Origin of the sequence: Nonlabens tegetincola (assembly GCF_002954355.1) — a bacterium.
GTDB classification, from domain to species: Bacteria; Bacteroidota; Bacteroidia; order Flavobacteriales; family Flavobacteriaceae; genus Nonlabens; species Nonlabens tegetincola.
Genome location: NZ_MQVV01000017.1, coordinates 100,543 through 119,715, shown reverse-complemented (window position 1 = coordinate 119,715; position 19,173 = coordinate 100,543). Strand labels below are relative to the sequence as shown.

General features: G+C 35.4%; 15 protein-coding genes and 1 riboswitch. Of the genes, 3 read left to right on the top strand and 12 right to left on the bottom strand.

The window, feature by feature from the left end:
• Window positions 1–88: 88 nt before the first annotated feature.
• Window positions 89–2,377: a catalase/peroxidase HPI gene (katG, locus tag BST93_RS12110; RefSeq protein WP_105019372.1), complete on the bottom strand. Its 2,289-nt coding sequence runs from the start codon at window positions 2,375–2,377 to the stop codon at window positions 89–91.
• Window positions 2,378–2,482: 105 nt separating this feature from the next.
• Here katG and BST93_RS12105 point away from each other — a divergent pair, with 105 nt between their 5' ends.
• Window positions 2,483–3,421, top strand: a complete 939-nt coding sequence (locus tag BST93_RS12105; RefSeq protein WP_105019371.1) for a LysR substrate-binding domain-containing protein — start codon at window positions 2,483–2,485, stop codon at window positions 3,419–3,421.
• Window positions 3,422–3,428: 7 nt separating this feature from the next.
• On the opposite strand, the gene BST93_RS12100 is transcribed toward BST93_RS12105, so the two are convergent.
• The 11 genes from BST93_RS12100 to purL form a co-directional block, all read right to left on the bottom strand.
• A complete protein-coding gene (locus BST93_RS12100; RefSeq protein WP_105019370.1) occupies window positions 3,429–4,460 on the bottom strand; it encodes an L-dopachrome tautomerase-related protein in 1,032 nt (343 codons plus the stop codon).
• A 132-nt stretch (window positions 4,461–4,592) separates the two neighbouring features.
• Window positions 4,593–5,255, bottom strand: coding sequence for an oxygen-insensitive NAD(P)H nitroreductase (gene nfsB / locus BST93_RS12095; protein WP_105019369.1), 663 nt, complete (start codon window positions 5,253–5,255; stop codon window positions 4,593–4,595).
• A 290-nt stretch (window positions 5,256–5,545) separates the two neighbouring features.
• Window positions 5,546–6,013: a hypothetical protein gene (locus BST93_RS12090; protein WP_105019368.1), complete on the bottom strand. Its 468-nt coding sequence runs from the start codon at window positions 6,011–6,013 to the stop codon at window positions 5,546–5,548.
• Between the two features lie 633 nt (window positions 6,014–6,646).
• On the bottom strand, window positions 6,647–7,879 hold the full coding sequence (locus tag BST93_RS12080) for a pyridoxal phosphate-dependent decarboxylase family protein (protein ID WP_105019366.1): 1,233 nt from the start codon (window positions 7,877–7,879) through the stop codon (window positions 6,647–6,649).
• 157 nt (window positions 7,880–8,036) lie between these two features.
• The gene (locus BST93_RS12075; protein ID WP_105019365.1) at window positions 8,037–8,510 is read right to left on the bottom strand and encodes a hypothetical protein; all 474 of its coding nucleotides are present in this window, start codon (window positions 8,508–8,510) and stop codon (window positions 8,037–8,039) included.
• A gap of 132 nt (window positions 8,511–8,642) precedes the next feature.
• On the bottom strand, window positions 8,643–9,455 hold the full coding sequence (thiD, locus tag BST93_RS12070; protein WP_105019364.1) for a bifunctional hydroxymethylpyrimidine kinase/phosphomethylpyrimidine kinase: 813 nt from the start codon (window positions 9,453–9,455) through the stop codon (window positions 8,643–8,645).
• Window positions 9,443–10,096 (bottom strand): thiaminase II, encoded by a 654-nt coding sequence (tenA, locus tag BST93_RS12065; RefSeq protein WP_105019363.1) that lies wholly within the window; start codon window positions 10,094–10,096, stop codon window positions 9,443–9,445. Before tenA ends, thiD begins: the two co-directional genes overlap by 13 nt.
• Window positions 10,072–10,716: a thiamine phosphate synthase gene (thiE, locus tag BST93_RS12060; RefSeq protein ID WP_105019362.1), complete on the bottom strand. Its 645-nt coding sequence runs from the start codon at window positions 10,714–10,716 to the stop codon at window positions 10,072–10,074. The genes tenA and thiE overlap by 25 nt, the downstream gene beginning before the upstream one ends.
• Window positions 10,717–10,719: 3 nt before the next feature.
• Complete coding sequence (gene thiM / locus BST93_RS12055) at window positions 10,720–11,466, bottom strand: hydroxyethylthiazole kinase (RefSeq protein ID WP_105019361.1); 747 nt, start codon at window positions 11,464–11,466, stop codon at window positions 10,720–10,722.
• A gap of 80 nt (window positions 11,467–11,546) precedes the next feature.
• Window positions 11,547–11,636: riboswitch (TPP riboswitch) on the bottom strand.
• A 91-nt stretch (window positions 11,637–11,727) separates the two neighbouring features.
• Window positions 11,728–12,057, bottom strand: a complete 330-nt coding sequence (locus BST93_RS14325) for a DUF6122 family protein (RefSeq protein WP_308736877.1) — start codon at window positions 12,055–12,057, stop codon at window positions 11,728–11,730.
• A 159-nt stretch (window positions 12,058–12,216) separates the two neighbouring features.
• A complete protein-coding gene (gene purL, locus BST93_RS12045) occupies window positions 12,217–15,891 on the bottom strand; it encodes a phosphoribosylformylglycinamidine synthase (protein WP_105019360.1) in 3,675 nt (1,224 codons plus the stop codon).
• Between the two features lie 244 nt (window positions 15,892–16,135).
• On the opposite strand from purL, the gene recG reads away from it, so the two are divergent.
• Window positions 16,136–18,241: an ATP-dependent DNA helicase RecG gene (gene recG / locus BST93_RS12040; RefSeq protein ID WP_105019359.1), complete on the top strand. Its 2,106-nt coding sequence runs from the start codon at window positions 16,136–16,138 to the stop codon at window positions 18,239–18,241.
• A gap of 17 nt (window positions 18,242–18,258) precedes the next feature.
• Window positions 18,259–19,134: a hypothetical protein gene (locus BST93_RS12035; protein ID WP_146105027.1), complete on the top strand. Its 876-nt coding sequence runs from the start codon at window positions 18,259–18,261 to the stop codon at window positions 19,132–19,134.
• The last annotated feature ends 39 nt before the right edge of the window (window positions 19,135–19,173 follow it).

Sequence of the window (19,173 nt, the reverse complement as noted above, 5' to 3'; positions counted from 1 at the left end):
CGTGTGGCTTAGGTTCAAAATAAGTTAAGAATAAAAAAAGCGGTTTTAAAAATTTTTAAAACCGCTTATCATAAAAATCAATTACTCTTTAATTAATGTCGAATCGATCTAGATTCATTACTTTACTCCATGCTTGTACAAAGTCGTTTATAAATCGCTCCTTGGCATCGTCACTGGCATAAACTTCAGATAAAGCTCTTAATTCTGAATTTGATCCAAAAATAAGATCTGCTCTAGTTGCTTTCCACATTACTTTATTGTTGGAACGATCGATGATTTCAAAAAGATTGTTTTCTCCTTCAACAGCTTTCCATTTATAATCCATACTTAAAAGATTGCGATAGAAATCATTAGTAAGTACACCAGGATTATCAGTTAAAACTCCTACATACGAATTATCGTAGTTTGCTCCTAGGGCTCTCATACCACCTACAAGGACCGTCATTTCTGGCGCACTTAATGTAAGTTGTTGAGCCTTGTCAATCAGTAATTGTTCTGGGGTAAGCGTATATTCTTTTTCTTGGTAGTTTCTAAAACCATCGGCGATAGGTTCTAGCAGGTTAACACCATCAATATCTGTTTGTTCTTGTGACGCATCCATTCTACCAGGTGTAAAAGGAACTTTAATGGTATATCCTGCTTTTTTTGCAGCGTCTTCTATAGCTACATTTCCACCTAGAACAATTAAATCGGCTATAGAAATTTTTGTTGTATTGGAATCAAAATTTGATTTTATTTCCTCATAAACTTTTAAAACCTTTTTAAGTTGATTCGGGTTGTTTGATTCCCAGCTTACTTGTGGTTCTAATCTTATTCTACCGCCATTTGCTCCACCACGTCTATCACCATCTCGGTAAGTAGCTGCGGCAGCCCATGCTGTTGAAACTAATTCACTAGTACTTAAACCAGAGTTTTTGATTTCTTTTTTAAGTCGATCAACATCTTTAGTAGAAACCAGTTTGTGATCTAAAGCAGGAATAGGATCTTGCCAGATAAATTCTTCCGTAGGAACTTCAGGTCCTAGGTAAGTGGATTTAGGCCCCATATCTCTATGTGTTAGTTTGAACCACGCTTTCGCGAAAGCTTTATCAAATTCCTTTGGGTTTTCATAAAATCTTTTAGAAATCTTACGATACTCTGGATCTTTAATCATCGATAAATCAGTTACGAGCATGGTAGGTTTAACTTCTTTATCCTTATCAAAGGCATGTGGATACATTTTTTTAGGATTTACAGCCTCGTATTGATGTGCGCCACCAGGACTTTTTACTAGTTTCCATTCATTTTCAAAAAGGGATTTAAAATATCCATTACTCCATTGTGTAGGAGTAAGAGTCCAGGTTACTTCAAGACCCGACGTAACAGCATCGGCTCCTTTACCAGATTTAAAAGTGCTGCTCCATCCTAATCCTTGTTCTTCAATTCCTGATTCTTCTGGAGCGTTTCCTAAATTCTCACCACTCGCGGCACCATGTGTTTTACCTAAGGTATGTCCACCAGCAATAAGAGCAACTGTTTCCTCGTCGTTCATTCCCATACGTCCAAAGGTTTTACGTATGTCGTGTGCTGCAAGTACTGGATCTGGATTTCCATTTGGTCCTTCTGGGTTTACATAAATTAAACCCATTTGTGCAGCAGCAAGTGGTTGTTCTAGTTCTCTTTCTTCATTGAATCTATCGTCACCTAGCATTTCATTTTCTGAACCCCAATAAACACTTGTTTGTGGTTCCCATGTATCTTCTCTACCAGCAGCAAAGCCTAGTGTTTCAAAGCCCATGGATTCAAAGGATACATTTCCTGCCAAAATCATTAAATCTGCCCATGAAATTTTTTGACCGTATTTTTGTTTAACTGGCCAAAGTAATCTTCTTGCCTTATCAAGGTTTGCGTTATCAGGCCAACTGTTTTGAGGAGCAAAACGTTGTTTACCTTCTCGTGTACCACCACGACCATCACCAGTTCTATAAGTACCGGCACTGTGCCATGCCATTCTTATGAATAATCCACCATAGTTACCAAAGTCTGCTGGCCACCAATCTTTTGAATCGGTAAGTGCTTTTTCTACATCAGCTTTTAAAGCCGCATAGTCTAAACTTTCAAATTCTTTTTTGTAATCAAAATCTTCTCCTAGTGGATTTGATTTATCGCTATTTTGTCTAAGGACACTTAAATCTAATGAATTAGGCCACCATTCTTGATTAGTTTTTCCTTCTCCTTTAATTCTGTTTCCTGTTGATTTAGGTTGGTCAAAACCAAATGGACAGCCGCCAGATTCAGACGTTGAAGTCTTGTCTGAATAACTGTTAACATGCATGGTAAAAGCTACGGATGCTATAGCTACCAGTGCAATTGCGGAAATTATTAAAATCTTGCGCATAGTGTATTGTTTAATTGAATTTGGCACAAAACTAGGCGCGTTGTTTTATTTATAAAAACTAAAAAATCAATGTTAATATCGACATGGTAGATATTATATTTGTAGATGAACATTCAACAGTTTAAATACATTCTAGCGGTGGTTGATTTAAGAAATTTTGAAGCCGCAGCTGATAAATGCTTTGTAAGTCAATCTACCTTAAGCACGATGATTGCAAGGTTTGAAGATGAAATTGGAATTAAAATTTTTAATCGTAAGTCCAAACCTGTTTCGGTCACTCGTGAAGGAGCTATAATCGTTGAACGTTTAAGGACTATAAACAATGATATTGGACTGTTAGGAGCACTGGTTAAAGAGTTGAAAGGTGAGCTCATGGGTGAATTAAAAATAGGGGTGATTCCCACAATAGCTCCTTACTTATTACCCTTATTTTTACACAAGTTTGCCACTAAATTTCCTTATGTAAATTTAATTGTGGATGAATTACAAACTGACGAGATCGTAGCAGCTATAAAAAATCGATCTTTAGATATTGGCTTACTCGCTTTACCTATAAAGGATAAAGATCTTAATGAAAAAGAATTGTTTGTTGAACCATTTTTAATTTATGATTGCAGGGAAAAATCTACTGAAGGACCTATTTCTATTAAAAATTTAGATTATTCCAAGTTGTGGTTATTAAAACAAGGTCATTGTTTACAAACTCAAGTACATCAAATTTGTGAACAGTCTTCTCGACAGGTTGATGAAGATTCTAATCTCGAATTTAGATCTGGATCGCTAGACGGCCTTATAAGATTTACCAAAGCGAGTAATGGTTTAACTATATTACCGCAAATAGCTACCTTAGATTTTACCGAGAATGATCAAGATAAATTGGTACATTTTGATACACCTGTTCCATCCAGATCGGTAGGAATAATTACTCATAAGTATTTTGTGAAGAAAACGCTACTTAATAAACTCCAATTGATGATTCAAGACATCATGAAGGAAGTTATTTCTGAAATTCCTGAAAACAAAATTATTCATCCATTAGAGTAACTTGAATTTATAATTCAATGTAATTAATTGAAAATTCTAATTGGCTTATGTCATCTTGAGCCTCATTAATTCTAGAATTTGTGTAATACAGTTTATTGTCGTGTAGTGTAAATGTGTCTGCCCATCTTATGTTTTCGCCCTGAGCTAAAACAGACAGTTCTCCTTGATTAATATTATACTGCATAATCTTATTTTTTTCAAGATCAGCTAAATAAAGTATTCCATTGCTATCTATTATCATTCCATCTGGAGCTGGAGTTTGTGCCACAAACTGCACGTTGTTCTTTATGATATTTAAATTGCCAGAGTTAAGTGACTGAGTTGAAATCTTATATAATTTATAACCTGTGAGTGCATGAAAATATAGTTCGTCATTTACAGTATCCAGGGCAATACCATCGGAATGAACCGTATTTTTCCAATCACCGTTGTCAAAAGTAAGTTTGTTTACTTGTGCTAGCGTAGATTCATGATTATCCAAAACTCTGATAGAATTTCCAGATTCCATATCAATTATTACAAGACCGGCATGACCAGAATCTGTACAATAAATTTTATTTAATTTTTTATCAACTCTAAGGTCATTGATATATGAGTCATGATGATAACTACCTTGAGACAAAAGGTATGTATTGAGCAGTTGATTAGTATTTAAATCAAAATCATAAATGCGAGGTTGTCCAATAACCCCTTTGAACAATGGGTTTCTTGTATCTAGAACATATAAATGGTCTTCAAAGGCTACCACCGATTGAACCGCAACAAATAAGCTATCATGGATCGGAGCTCCTAGTTTCCAGTTGTTCCAATCTTTACTGGGATAAGGTGTCGCAACCCCAGAATCTGAAATTTCAACGACTGAATTTTCAACATTGTTGCGCCATCTAGGAAAATTAGCAAATAACCTTCCTGTATTTGTAGCAGTTACACCAGTCACTTGTTGACCTTTAAAAGAAATTACTTGGGTAATTTGTTTTTTCTGTTCAGTTTGACAGCTTAAGAAAATAATACTCAGTAAAAACGGGATTAGTTTATTCATGACTAATGGATTCATTACATCAAGAAAGATAATCCTGTTGAATACCTAGATGAATTAATATGTTGTTAATAGACAAAGCCTTTGAGTATTCTCAAAGGCTTTGTTCACTTAAATTCTAAATTCTAATTTTTGTTAAATCACGGTAATAATGTCGTCCTGATTCAATCGAGATTTAGGTAGCTTGGCATTAAAGTCATCTTCAGATCGGTAACCCAATCCAACCATAACAATAGAAGAAAAGCCTTTCTCACGTAAACCTAACTCTTCATCTAGGGCCTTCATATCAATACCTTCCATAGGTACAGCATCTATTCCAAGTGCAGCCACACCTAGAAGGAAATTACCAATGTTTAAATAAACTTGTTTTTCCATCCAATGTTGGGCATCCTTTAAGTCATACCTATGAATATTAGTAAATAATTTTTTGGCACCTAGATTTTGTTCCTTTAAATCTTCATTTGCAAAACGACCGTCTTCATCTTCTTTATCTGTTACTTCATTTAAATATTGATCGCTAATTTCAGTTTTTGTACAAAACAAGACAACATGCGAAGCTTGAGTCACTTTGGATTCATTAAAGCTAAAAAATCCAGCGGTTCCTTTTGCAAGTCGTTTTTTTCCTTCTTCACTTGAAGTTAATACGAAATGCCAAGGTTGAGAATTAATTGATGAAGGGCTCCACTGAAGTAATTCTTTAATTTTCTCTTCATTTTCCTTAGATATTTTTTTAGAAGGGTCAAAAGATTTTGTTGTGTATCTCCACTTTAATGCTTCTATAATGTCTGTATGTTCCATATCAATATTGTACTATAAAAATTATAGTAGCAAAAGTAACTATAGTGTTATTGGTGAGCAATAACTATCTAAAATGATAGTAATATTTTAACGCTGTAAAAATCATTAACACTAAAATAAAACATTGTTAATCAGTTATTTATAATTGGTTCTTATAGAGTATTAATCTTGTGTTAATAGAGTTTATTGTATTAATTTTTTAAGATTCTTCTCAAGAAAATTGTCAGAATTTGATGCGGTTTTTCATTCTTATTGTGAAAATAAAAAAATGAAAAACCACATTATGGACTTTAGTTATGTTTAATGGCTTTGTTTATAACGTCTTGCCATTTTTCAATAGATTCAATTTCACCACTAGGCAAATAACTCAAATTGATATCATAAAAATCTAAAAAAGTACTAGGTAGGTTTTTGTCCTTAGGATAGAGTATCATCACGAGCTTATCTATAGTTCCCTTGTTAGAGTTATGTCGTTTAACTTCGGCATGGCTCATTTCATCAAGGTTAACAACTTCCTGCTCTATAAGGTGCTTTGTATGAAGCTGAAAATACAATTTCATTTTATTCTGGTCTATACCGATATGATAGTTACCGCAAGACTCGCTATAATCGAGTTGTGCTTGATGTTTCATTAAGAAAGTATCAAATTCCTTCTTTTCTAAAGTTTGTTTTCTTTTACGTGAGCTGTATGTGAGTAAAAACGGTATTGCACAAATTGCAACACAAACGATGCCTATAAAGGCTATTCCTGTATTCATTATTTTATTTTAAATTGATAGTATGTTTTTTAGTACTGTAAAGGTTACAGCACCTTATCGTAGCTTTAATCTGATTCAGATTAAAAAGCTTCTAACTACCAGAAGTAATGAAAAGGAAATATTAGGTCTGATTTTCTATACCTAAATGATATAGAAAAATGATAATTGGTATATTGTTTTAGTCTTGCCTTTGTTTCATTTGATAATACAAGAGAGCTATGGAATGATGGTGATGTCTTACTACTTAAACCATTATAGTCGCTGTATTCAGTAAGACTAAAAATGCTGCTATCCGAAGGCGTAGCATGGGCGAATAGGTCATTCCCAACAGATTCTATTTTATCTGTGGATATGTTATTTTCTTGAATAGAAACATGTGAAATATTAACTGTATTAATGCAGTTAACTATTCCAAATACATAAATGGCAGCAAGTACAATAGCACTTAAAATATGAGTTCTTTTCTCCTTCAAGTTTTAGAAAAATTCAGATGCCAAAAGTAGTAGTATCCTTGAAGGATAAATCTTAAAAAATAAAAAAAGCTATTTACGAATACCGATTAGTTTTAATCTATCTAATGCTAAACGCTATCAGGTTTCGTATAAATTTCGCTCTTCTATAGTTCAAAGCTGTTTAAACAGTTTCCTTTATGTCATTGATGAAAAGAGCTAGTTTATCTACAGTAACGTGCTCCATAATTACAATTTTATACCATTTAGGTGATACATGATTGTCTGGTACTAGACCATATTTTTTAACCAATTCTGGATTTAAATAGCTGGATCCTATCGTAACAATGTTCGACATGGGGTTACGATAGTATTTTATGTTAAGTTGCTCTAGCTCCTTACAAATCCATTCAGCTCTTTTTTGAAGTATAAATATTTTTTCCTGCCAACCATAAGGTCCATTTTTTGCCAATATCATCCATACCGCGATGGCATTGGCTCCTGAACGGCTACCTACAAGTGTAAAATCTTGACCTTCCACATAACTTGCTTCTTGGGTGTTTACATACTTCATAAAACCTTTCCTTATCAAGAAAATTCCGGTTCCATAAGGAGACTGTGCCATTTTATGAGCATCAAGTGTAAAGGATGTGATTTCAGGATTTTGAAAGGTAAGTAAGTTGTTTTTTATGGTAAAAGGGTAGTAAAAGCCACCGTAAGCACCATCTACATGGATTTTATATTCACACTTCAGTTTTTTTAAAGAATCTATTATTGTTTCAATATTATCAACTGATCCATACATGGTTGTCATCATGTTTGCAACCACAATAAAGTATTTTATACCCTTGTTTTTTGCGCTAGTAAGAGTTTGCTCGACACTTGCTGCTGTAATTTCCCTAGTATGTTCATTTACATCATATTTGTGAATATTGATCGATAATAGATTTGCAGCTTTATCCATGGAATAATGGCTGTCTTTACTACAAACAATTGCTATCTCATCACGAGATGCATTCATTTGTTGCATGTAATAGTTACGATAAATCCAAATGGCCTGAATATTAGCTTCAGTTCCTCCTGATGCTACGTAACCATCTTGTTCATATGGTATTCCTTTTAAAATATCTACAGCACAAATTTCAATAAGATCCTTTTCAATTGCATGTGTACCTTCAAAAAAAGATTCGGAATTTCCTAAAGTATGACAACCTATGTGATTGGGATTTTTCACCAGTGCGTACATAAAAGGAGCGTCTTTAAGAAAGGTAGCATCTTGATTAAAAACCTTGTCGTCTAAATAGGAAGCAGGTACCCCTATAACTCCTTCCTTGTCATAATTTATATTTTTATCTAATGCATTAAATACAATCTTCTTAATCTCTTCTTCGGATTTTTTAGTCCAAAATTGTGTCATTATAGCTGTTTAAAAATAGCCCCAAAAGGGCTGTAAAAATTATGACGAAGGTAAGATTTCTTAAATAAGTGACTTGTAAAAACAATAAGATTATGATTCAGATTTTTACTTTATAACTTTTAATTTAAACCGTTGATCCCAAGTAATGCATTTTAGATTAAGGGGATATTTTTTTTAAAGTTTCAGGATTCTTAAAAAAATAATCTTTCTCAATATGGGTGAGAAAAAAATCATATAAATCTTGTTGGGACTCAAATTTTTCCTCTCTTATTTGATTATTGACCTCACTATAGGTAAGAGAGTTGTTTATCATTGAGATCCCATAAAATTGGTAACTCAGACCAACTTCATCTTCCGTGATTATAGTCAAAATTTGTCTTTCTCTTATGGTAGTAGGGTAGGCGATTAACTCCTCTTTATCATCTCCATCTATTAGAGTTAACTTGTATCTTTTCTCAGTGTGACGTTCTATTTTTACGGATTCTTTCGGGTTATTTGTTGGGCTCCATAAACCCAATAACTCACTATCAATTGCCTCATTGTTGGGTAAAGAAAATTCAGATTCTAATGTACAACTGGTTACTATTAGAAAGAGTAGTAAACAAAATATAGGAGTTAACTTTTTGGTCATTTTTACACCTTTTATATTCAGCTTAAAGATATGGATTAATAAACTTTTTCCAAGATTATTGTCTGATTTACAGTTGCTTGATTTGATTACGCTTTCGCGAAAGCGTACCTAAAATACATGCTCACAAAAAAATTACAATCCAAAATGATTGATGGGACCATTGCCTTTTCCTAATATCTTATCCTTACCATTTAAAATTGCCGAATTGATGTATTGGCATGCATGGTCAACTGATTTCTCCAAGGAATATCCTTTACTTAAAAAAGTAGCAATACTAGATGATAAACTGCAGCCTGTACCATGAGTGTGACGGGTTTCTACTTTAGGATTTTTGAGCAGAATGGTTTGAGCGGTTTCAAAGTTGTATAAAATATCAACCATTTCATCAGGAGCATGATCCATATGACCGCCTTTTAATAAGACCGAGGTCTGGTATTTTTTACCAAGTTGTTGAGCCGCTTCTTGTGCATTTTTGGGATTAATTTCTAGTTCTAGTAGTAGTTCTGCTTCCTTAGAATTTGGTGTGATCAAAAAGGCTTGTGGCAGTAATGATTTCAAGCTTTGCAGCGCCTCGTTGGTGATTAATCTATCACCGGAAGTCGCTACCATCACAGGATCTATTACCACATTTACTGCCTGATACTCTTGTAGCTTTTTTGAAATAAGTTTAATCACCTCACAAGAATGTAACATGCCTATTTTTACCGCTTGAAAGGTTATGTCGGTAAAAACAGCGTCTAGTTGTTTTTCTATATGATCAATCGGTATAGGGTGAATATCAAAAACGCCTTGCGTATTTTGTGCTGTTGTGGCTGTAATGACACTGGCAGCAAATGCACCACAAGCAGAAATACTCTTTATATCTGCCTGTATACCAGCACAGCCACCACTATCGCTACCGGCAATGGTAAGTACTGTATGGTAAGTGTTTTTTAAATTTCCCATTGTTCCTTTCTATAAGCACTATCCCAAAACATCCACTCTAATTGTGAAGCTTTCAAAAAGGCTTGGTTCATCATTTCGAGTTCTTCTTGATTAGCTGTTTGTGCATACTTGTTTGCAATATTGATTGCTTGTTCTACAGATGCTGCAAACTCCTCACCACCATAGGTGTTAATCCATTCTTGGTAGGGATTATTGTCTTTATTAGTTTGGTTCTCAATAATATAATCGCCTATTTGTTTGTAAATGGTAAAGCATGGTAAAACAGCTGCTATACTTACTGTAATTGATTTTTCATGAGCAATTCTAGACAAGTAACTGGTATAAAGCTCACAAGTAGGTGATGCTATTGTGGTAAACGAATCGGCATTTACAAAATGTTGATGAAGAGCATTTTCAACATGTATGATTCCTGTTGCTGCATCTAGAAAAAACTGGGTTTCATTTTCATCACGACATTTTATTCCAACAAGGGCAAGAACTTTTTTGTATTGTGCTAAATACAAGGCATCTTGATTAATGTAAAACTGAAATACATCTTTAGGTAATGTACCTTGCATAAGTTCTTTTATGAAAGGCTGATTTTGAATCTTAGCAAGAATACTACCGGTAGATTTATTTATTTGTTGGTACCAATTCGACATAATAATTTTTTAAAATTTTCAGTTGCTTGTTGAGGTTGCTCCGAGGTTGATATAGCGGATACCACAGCAATTCCTTCTGCACCATTTTCTATAAGTACTTCTGTATTTGAATGGTCAATTCCTCCTATACATATAATGGGTTTGTTGCTTATGGACTTTATTCTTAATAAACCTGAAATTCCTAATGGTTTTTCTAAATTTTCTGTTTTAGTTGCCGTGCTAAATACTGGAGAAAGACCTATGTAATCAATCTCTAGGCTATTAGCCTTAAGAGCCTGTTCCTCATTGCTTACTGACCAACCGATAATTTTATCTGATCCTAAAATTTTTCTCGTGATTGCTGGTGGTAAATCCTGTTGGCCAATATGAACACCATGGGCGTTGATGCTTAAAGCGATATCAATTCTATCGTTAATTATCAATGGCACATTGTAATAATCACAGATCTCTTTTGTTTTAAGGGCGCGATTATAAAAATCTCTAGTATCCAGCAGCTTTTCCCTAAGTTGCACTATAGTAACACCACCTTTTAAGCTGGATTGTAGCGTGTCAAAAAATAGGGTATCTTCTGTAATGCGCTCATCAGTCACATACATAAGAGAATAGTCTGCTTTATTCATATTCTATGTGAGTTGAAACAACGCGTCTATAAAATTCATTTGAAAGCTACCAGGTCCATTGGATTTAGACTCAGCTTGCTCACCAGCTTTACTCATAATTTCCATTCCATCGCGAGCTCCTTTATGTATGTCTTTGTTAACTGCTACACAAGCGCCTATAATACTGGTTGCGGTACATCCCATTCCTGTTATTTTAGGCATCATCGCACTTCCACCAGTGATTTCTTCAATTTTGTCACCAGTTACGATGTAATCGGTAGCTCCACTTATAACAATGGTATTATTCAGCTTTCGCGAAAGCGTGCTAGCAGCATCCACTGCGTTATTAGAGTCTATCGTGCTATCAACACCTTTTGTATTTGAACTTAATTGTGCCAGTGCCATAATTTCTGATGCATTCCCACGAATTACGTCAGGTTGGTAAGTTTCTGCTAGGTGAAGAGCGGTTTGCGTACGGTAATTTGACGCGCCTACTCCAACCGGATCAAAGACGATAGGGATTCCGTTTGCTTTTGCTTTTTTCATTGCTTGCTCCATGGCAGCTACCCAAGATTTACTAAGGGTTCCCATGTTGATTACTAAAGATGATGAGATCATGGTTATATCTTCAACTTCTTCTATTGCATGAGCCATCACTGGTGAAGCTCCTATAGCTAGTAAGGCATTTGCAGTGTTATTCATAACCACGTAATTGGTGATATTATGAATAAGCGGCGATTGCGTTTTGATTAAGTCAATGGTTGTATTCATATGCTTTGTTGGGTCATTATTATATTAAAAAAGCCACTTTCACGGTAATGAAAGTGGCTTGTAGGTTTATGGTTATTTACTAGTTACAAGTCTCGTTTTCCTCCGCTGTAATTACACATCTCAGGTTCATAGGGTATAATCTCAGCACAACGGCACCCCTAACGATTGGTGTAAAGTTACTATATAAAAAAGTGTTTGTTATGATTTTAATATTTGTTTTACATCTAGTAGTATCAACTATTCTTAAGTATAGGAATAAAATTATATGCCCAAGAATTGACTTATTGATTGTAAACTCTCATAAATAGGAGAGGAGACTAGGCAATCGGTACATTTACTGTAGGTCATTAAGCAATCTATAAAATCAGTTAGCATATGAAAAAGTAAACCGATACCAATGATATTGAATGGCTTGCGGAAAAACAGTAACACTACATAAAATGCCATCGCATAAAAAGTATGCAGTGGATGAAAGTTTATACTACATCTATTTTCTTGAAATATGGGATTTGCTAATAGATGATCAAGATCTACCATCATGGTTGCGAGAAGAATTAAATAAACCCGTTTCCAATTTTTCCTAAAGAATATATAGGCAATGAAAAAGGAAAACCAAAATGTAAAAAATAATGAACTACAAATTGCATGGTGCCATATAAATCTAGATTTATTATAAAATTGAAATTTACAATTAAAAAAACACCTCGTTAAGAGAGGTGTTTTTTAATCATATTAATAAAAACAAATTCCTTAGGAATTTTGTTTTTCACACCATTTTCTAGCATTTACAAATGCTTCTAACCATGGAGAAACTACATCGTCTTTACGGTCTTTAGGATAGTGCGCCCAATTCCATGGGAATGTAGAACGTTCTAGGTGTGGCATCATTACAAGATGTCTACCATCCTCACTGTTCAACATAGCAGCGTTGTAATCAGATCCATTAGGATTTGCAGGATATCCCGTGTAGGCATAAGTGGCTGGGATCTTGTAATCCTCTTTTTGTTTAGGTAACTGGAACTTTCCTTCTCCATGGGCTGCCCAAATTCCTAAGGTTGTACCAGCTAGTGATTCTAACATAATAGAATTATTTGCTGCAATTTCTACGCTAGTAAAGTGACATTCAAATTTGTTACTATCGTTATGAAGCATTTTTGGTTTGATGTCGTGGTCTGGGTTTATCAATCCTAATTCCACAAATAATTGACAACCATTACATACTCCTAAACTCATCGTATCTGGTCGTGCAAAAAAGTTTTTCAATGCCTTGTTTGCCTTGTCGTTATATAAAAATGCACCGGCCCAACCTTTGGCGCTACCTAAAACATCGCTGTTAGAAAAACCTCCAACAGCAGCAATAAATTGCACATCTTCAAGAGTTTCACGACCGCTTATAAGATCAGTCATGTGAACATCTATAACCTCAAAACCAGCAAGATGCATTGCTCTTGCCATTTCTCGTTCACTGTTACTTCCTTTTTCTCGGATTACAGCTGCTTTTATTTTGTGCTTTGGTAGCTCGGGTAGTTTTCCGTCAAAGGATGCAGGAAATTGATAATTTAAAGGCTGCTGTTCATAATTAGCAGCTCGTTCATCGGCTTTACCATTAAAGGATTGTTCACGATCTAATAGGTGAGAGGTCTCGTACCATTCTTTGCGATATTCTGCCACGTCAAGAATAAGCTCATTAAGCTCTATAACAGGCTTGTTTGTCGCTGTACCTATCTTATAAAAAGGCACTCCACAATCTTTTAATTCATTATCTATATCTTGGGTGGTTTGTAAGACCACACCAATGTTTTCTGAAAATAAAACCTTTATTAAATCGTCTCCAATGCTTGAAAGGTCAAGTTTCATTCCCACCTTGGTTGATGGAAAACACATCTCTAGTAAAGTAGTTACAAGACCACCACTTCCTATATCGTGACCAGCTTGTACTTTATCAGATTTTATGAGAGCTTGAATTTGTGACCACGCTTTCGCGAAAGCGGAACTATCTACAACTGTCGGACATTCATTACCTATTGCATCACAAACTTGTGCAAAACTAGATCCACCTAATTTGTGAGAATCACCACTTAAATTAATGTAGTAAATAGGAGCATTATCATCTGGCTGTAGAACGGGTTCTACAATTCGTGTGATATCATCTACAGCTGCCACGCTACTAATGATTACTGTTCCAGGAGATAAAACATCTTTATCGGCATATTTTTGCTTCATACTCAAGGAGTCCTTTCCTGTAGGTATATTGATACCTAATTCGATAGCAAAGTCACTTACCGCTTTTACTGCTTGATATAGTCTAGCATCCTCTCCTGGATTGTTACATGGCCACATCCAGTTTGCACTCAAACTTACACCAGATAGACCTTTCTCAACCGGAGCAAATACTAAATTACTCAATGCCTCTGCAATAGAATTACGAGATCCAGCGATAGGATCGATAAGTGCACTCACAGGACTGTGACCTATGGTAGTCGCAACACCTTTTTTACCTTGATAATCCATAGCCATCACACCTACATTATTAAGAGGTAACTGCAATTCACCACAGGTTTGTTGTTTTGCTACGCGACCTGTTACACAGCGGTCTACTTTATTTGTTAACCAGTCCTTACTTGCGACAGCTTCTAGTTTTAAAACCTTTTTAAGGTATGATGTCAATTCATCTTGAATGTACTGTACGTCGTTATATTTTCTGTTTATGGTGACATCATCCATAATGGTCTTTGGACTAGAACCGAACATGTCTTCTAGAGCAAGATCCATCGGGCTGCGCCCATCTTTTTCACTAAAAATAAATTTGTTGTCACCGGTAACTGTTCCTACTTTATATAAAGGAGCACGCTCACGTTGAGCTATACGTTCTAGTACTGGAGTATCACTAGCTTCCATTACTAATCCCATACGTTCTTGGCTTTCATTACCTATAAGTTCTTTGCGAGAAAGAGTAGGATCACCTACCGGTAATTTGTCTACATCAATTACTCCACCTGTTTCTTCTACAAGTTCTGATAAGCAATTTAAATGTCCACCAGCACCATGATCGTGAATGGATTTAATGGTATTGTTGTCGCTTTCTACCATTCCTCTAATGGCATTAGCTGCACGTTTTTGCATTTCGGGATTAGATCGTTGAACAGCATTTAATTCAATACCGCTATCCATTGAACCAGTATCGGCGCTACTCACGGCAGCACCACCCATTCCTATACGGTAATTATCACCACCCATGACGATGATATCATCGCCAGCATCGGGTGTTTTTTTAAGAGCTTGATCTTTTTTTCCATATCCTATTCCACCAGCAAGCATGATCACCTTGTCGTAACCTAAATAACGTGGATCGTGGGAAGATTGGTTTTCTTGGTCTACATGTTCGTCATGTTCAAATGTAAGTACAGAGCCTGCTATTAATGGTTGTCCAAATTTGTTTCCAAAATCACTTGCTCCATTACTGGCTTTGATAAGTATGTCCAATGGAGTTTGATACAACCATTCACGTGCTTCAAAATCGCGTTCCCATGGGCGTTGATTATTTAATCGTGAATAACTGGTCATGTATACAGCTGTTCCTGCAAGAGGCAAAGAACCTTGTCCACCAGCTAGTCTATCACGTATTTCTCCACCGCTTCCTGTAGCAGCACCGTTAAATGGTTCTACAGTGGTTGGGAAATTATGGGTTTCTGCTTTTAATGATATTACAGATTCAAAATCCTTATTGACGTATTTGTCAGGTTTATCTGCGCTGGCAGGAGCAAATTGTTCTGCTTGTGGACCTTGAATAAATGCAACGTTATCACTGTAAGCACTAACTATTTCATTAGGGTTTTGTTTACTAGTTTCCTTAATTAATTTAAATAAAGAAGTAGGTTGTTCTTTACCATCGATAATAAAGGTACCATTGAATATTTTATGACGACAATGCTCAGAATTTACCTGTGAAAAACCAAATACTTCAGAATCGGTTAACTTTCTCCCTAAACGCTCGGCAAGTTGATTTAAATAATCAATTTCATCATCACTTAAAGCTAGTCCTTCCTGCATGTTGTAAGCTGCGATGTCATCAATTTCTAATACTTGATCAGGAGTAACATTAATATCAAATTGAGATTGATTTAATCCATCAAATTTAACTAGTAACATGCGGTCGTAGTCGGCATCGGGCAGACAGGAGTTAAACTCCTCTATACGCTGTATACCTGGAATTTGCATGTTTTGAGTAATTTCAACTGCATTAGTAGACCATGGAGTTATGGTAGTTGCTCTAGGACCTGTATAGGTTCCTGGAACTGCATCGGCCTCGATTTGAGGAGCATTACCTAGTAGCCAAACTAATTTTTGAAGGTTGTCGTTAGAGAGAGCTTGCTGTGATTGTACAGCATAAATTTTCTTTGTGGGTTCACCGAAAAAAAGGATCATTGCGAGCGTTTTAAAGCTAGTTGCAAAGATAGCTTTTTACTACATAGATTTCATGACTTTATTCTTAGTAAGTTGGCTTTTAATAACGTGTTATTCACAATCAATTCGATTTAGTTTTTTATGTGTGATTATGGGTTTAAATGGTTGTTAGATAATGTGTTGCTTATGTAAGTTGCTAAGTATGCTTGTAAGAAACCACAGTCGTTGATAGAGATGTGCTATTTTTGGTAATAAATTAGAAATTTTGCCACAGAATTTTTTATCTACACCTATAGAATATTTAAATGGAGTAGGGCCACAACGAGCTAAGTTGTTGCGCACAGAATTAGGTATTGATACTTATGGAGATCTGGCAAATTTGTTCCCCAATCGATATGTAGATAAAACCAAATATTATAAAATCAATCAATTAATTGACGGTAACACACAAGTACAAGTAATTGGTAAAATCATTAGTATCAAAACCGTTCCTACAGGTAAAGTAAGCAGGCTAGTAGCGACGTTTATAGATGATACTGGTAAAATGGAGTTAGTTTGGTTTAGAGGCCAGAAGTATTTTAAAGATAATTTAAAACTTAATCAGCCTTATGTGGTGTTTGGTAAAGTACAGCGCTATGGCGCAACTTTTAGCATGGCTCATCCTGATATGGAATTGCTTAAAGATCACCAATCGCGTGCTCAACAAGCAATGGCTCCTATTTATCCCAGTACCGAGACTTTGGCCAAAAGAAAAATTACCAACGTATACATGGTAAAATTGATGAGGTCGCTGTATAGTGAAATACATAACAGCTTTATTGAGACCTTATCTGAAGAGGTACTATCAGGTTACAGCTTAATGGGGAAAAATCAAGCAATGAAAGAAGTGCATTTTCCATCAACGGCAAGGCATTTACAAGCTGCCAGATACCGGTTGAAGTTTGAGGAGTTGTTCTTTATTCAAATGGAGTTACTTCTTAAAAATAAAGTGCGCAAGTCTAAAATTAAAGGATACCCGTTTCAAGAAGTAGGTGATAATTTTTTAGATTTTTATAATAATCACTTGCCCTTTGAATTAACAGGTGCTCAAAAAAGAGTGGTTAAGGAAATACGAGCCGATATGGGAACAGGCGCCCATATGAATCGCTTACTTCAAGGTGATGTAGGATCTGGAAAGACTATAGTTGCGGTACTTACTTGCCTTCTTGCTATTGATAATGGATTCCAAGCCTGTATAATGGCTCCTACAGAAATTCTTGCGCAGCAACATTATGCAGGCGTAGCTGAATTATTAGAAAAAACAGACCTGTCAGTCGGCTTACTAACTGGTAGTGTAAAGACTAAAGAGCGTCGCGAACTTCATGAAAGACTAGAAGATGGCTCCTTACATATTTTAATAGGGACACATGCACTTATTGAAGATAAAGTAAAGTATAAAAATCTAGGTGTTGCGATTGTAGATGAACAACATCGATTTGGTGTAGCTCAACGAGCAAAACTGTGGAAGAAAAATGAATTACCACCACATGTCCTGGTAATGACCGCAACTCCTATCCCACGTACCTTGGCTATGAGTGTTTATGGAGATTTAGATGTATCTGTAATTGATGAATTGCCACCAGGACGTAAGGAAATAAAAACCGTACATCGTTACGATAAAAATAGGCTAGGAGTCTTTAAATTCATTAGGGATGAAATTACCAAAGGTAGACAAGTATATGTGGTGTATCCCTTAATTGAAGAATCTGAAAAATTAGACTATAAGGATTTACAAGACGGATATGAAAGTATCGTGAGAGAATTTCCTTTACCGGATTATAAGGTAAGTATTGTCCATGGAAAGATGAAGCCAGAAGATAAAGACTGGGAAATGGATAGGTTTGTCAAAGGAGAAACACAAATTATGGTAGCTACAACCGTTATTGAGGTAGGTGTAAATGTTCCTAATGCAAGTGTAATGGTAATTGAAAGTGCCGAACGTTTTGGTTTGTCGCAATTGCATCAATTACGTGGTAGAGTAGGACGCGGTGCCGATCAAAGTTTTTGTATTCTTATGACTGGATTTAAGTTAAGCAAAGAAGCTCGCACTAGAATGGAAACTATGGTGCGTACTACCGATGGGTTTGAGATTGCCGAAGTAGATCTTAAATTAAGAGGTCCAGGAGATTTAATGGGAACACGACAAAGTGGTATCATGAACTTGAGAATGGCCGATCTAGTGAAGGACCAACAAATTCTTGCTATTGCAAGAGAGGCTGCAAGTAAAGTGTTGAAAGAAGATCCTGCTATTCAATTAGATAAAAATCAACCTATCAAACGAGTAATGGCCTACTTACAAAGTAAAAAAGGCTTTTGGAAATATATAAGTTAATCAACCTAACTACTTTAATGAAAAACCACTACGTTCTTATTCTAACATTCATAATTGTCATTCTCACCGCTTGCAAATCAGATGAAGATAAAATCAATTACATAGTACCCATTCAAGCTGAAAATCTTGCTGTTGATATTGAAGAAGCCCTTAATAATTATGATGCAGATTTCCTTAAGAATAATTTTAATATCAATTCTTTTACTAAAAAAATTAGTTTTAAAAAAATACCAAAACACACTCGAAGTAGTGTAGTTTATTTTCTGCGTCGATTAGTTAGAGATGCGTTGGGGTCAATTGCAGAAACGAATAAATTGAATAATCAAAAAACAGAACTGATTGAACTTTATCAGAAAGACAATGCCGTGAGAGCTATTTATAGTATATCAGATAGCACAGGCACAAGCGCCGATAATGTAGTTTTTTATCTTCAACCTAATAATCAAGGGGATTATTACATAGCAAATCATTACCACGTAGCTTCTGGTTATAGTATTTCACAACTTATACAAAGTGCCCTGTCCATGCAAGTAGATGTTCCTTTAGGAAAACAGCTAGAGATGATGGATGCCTACCAAACTCTTGCTGAGGCAAGGCATCAATTAAATCGTGGGAATCCAGATGGAGCTTTAGATTTAGTTAGAGAAATAAAAAGCCCTTACAGTAATTATGTAATCCTTAGATCAGGTATCATTCAAGTTTTACTACTAATTGATAATAATGAATTGATTTACGAAAAGTTAAACTATGAAATTGAATTTAATCCTAATGAGGTAAGTAAGAAATATTACCTGTATCATTTGTCTCTTTTGAATGATCAAGACCGTGATGATTTAAGCGAGGAACAATTGGATGCTTTGACAGATTACAGTGAGGTTTTGTTTACTCATTAATTCTATTTGAGCACATAAAGAGAACAGTGAGCTTTTTAA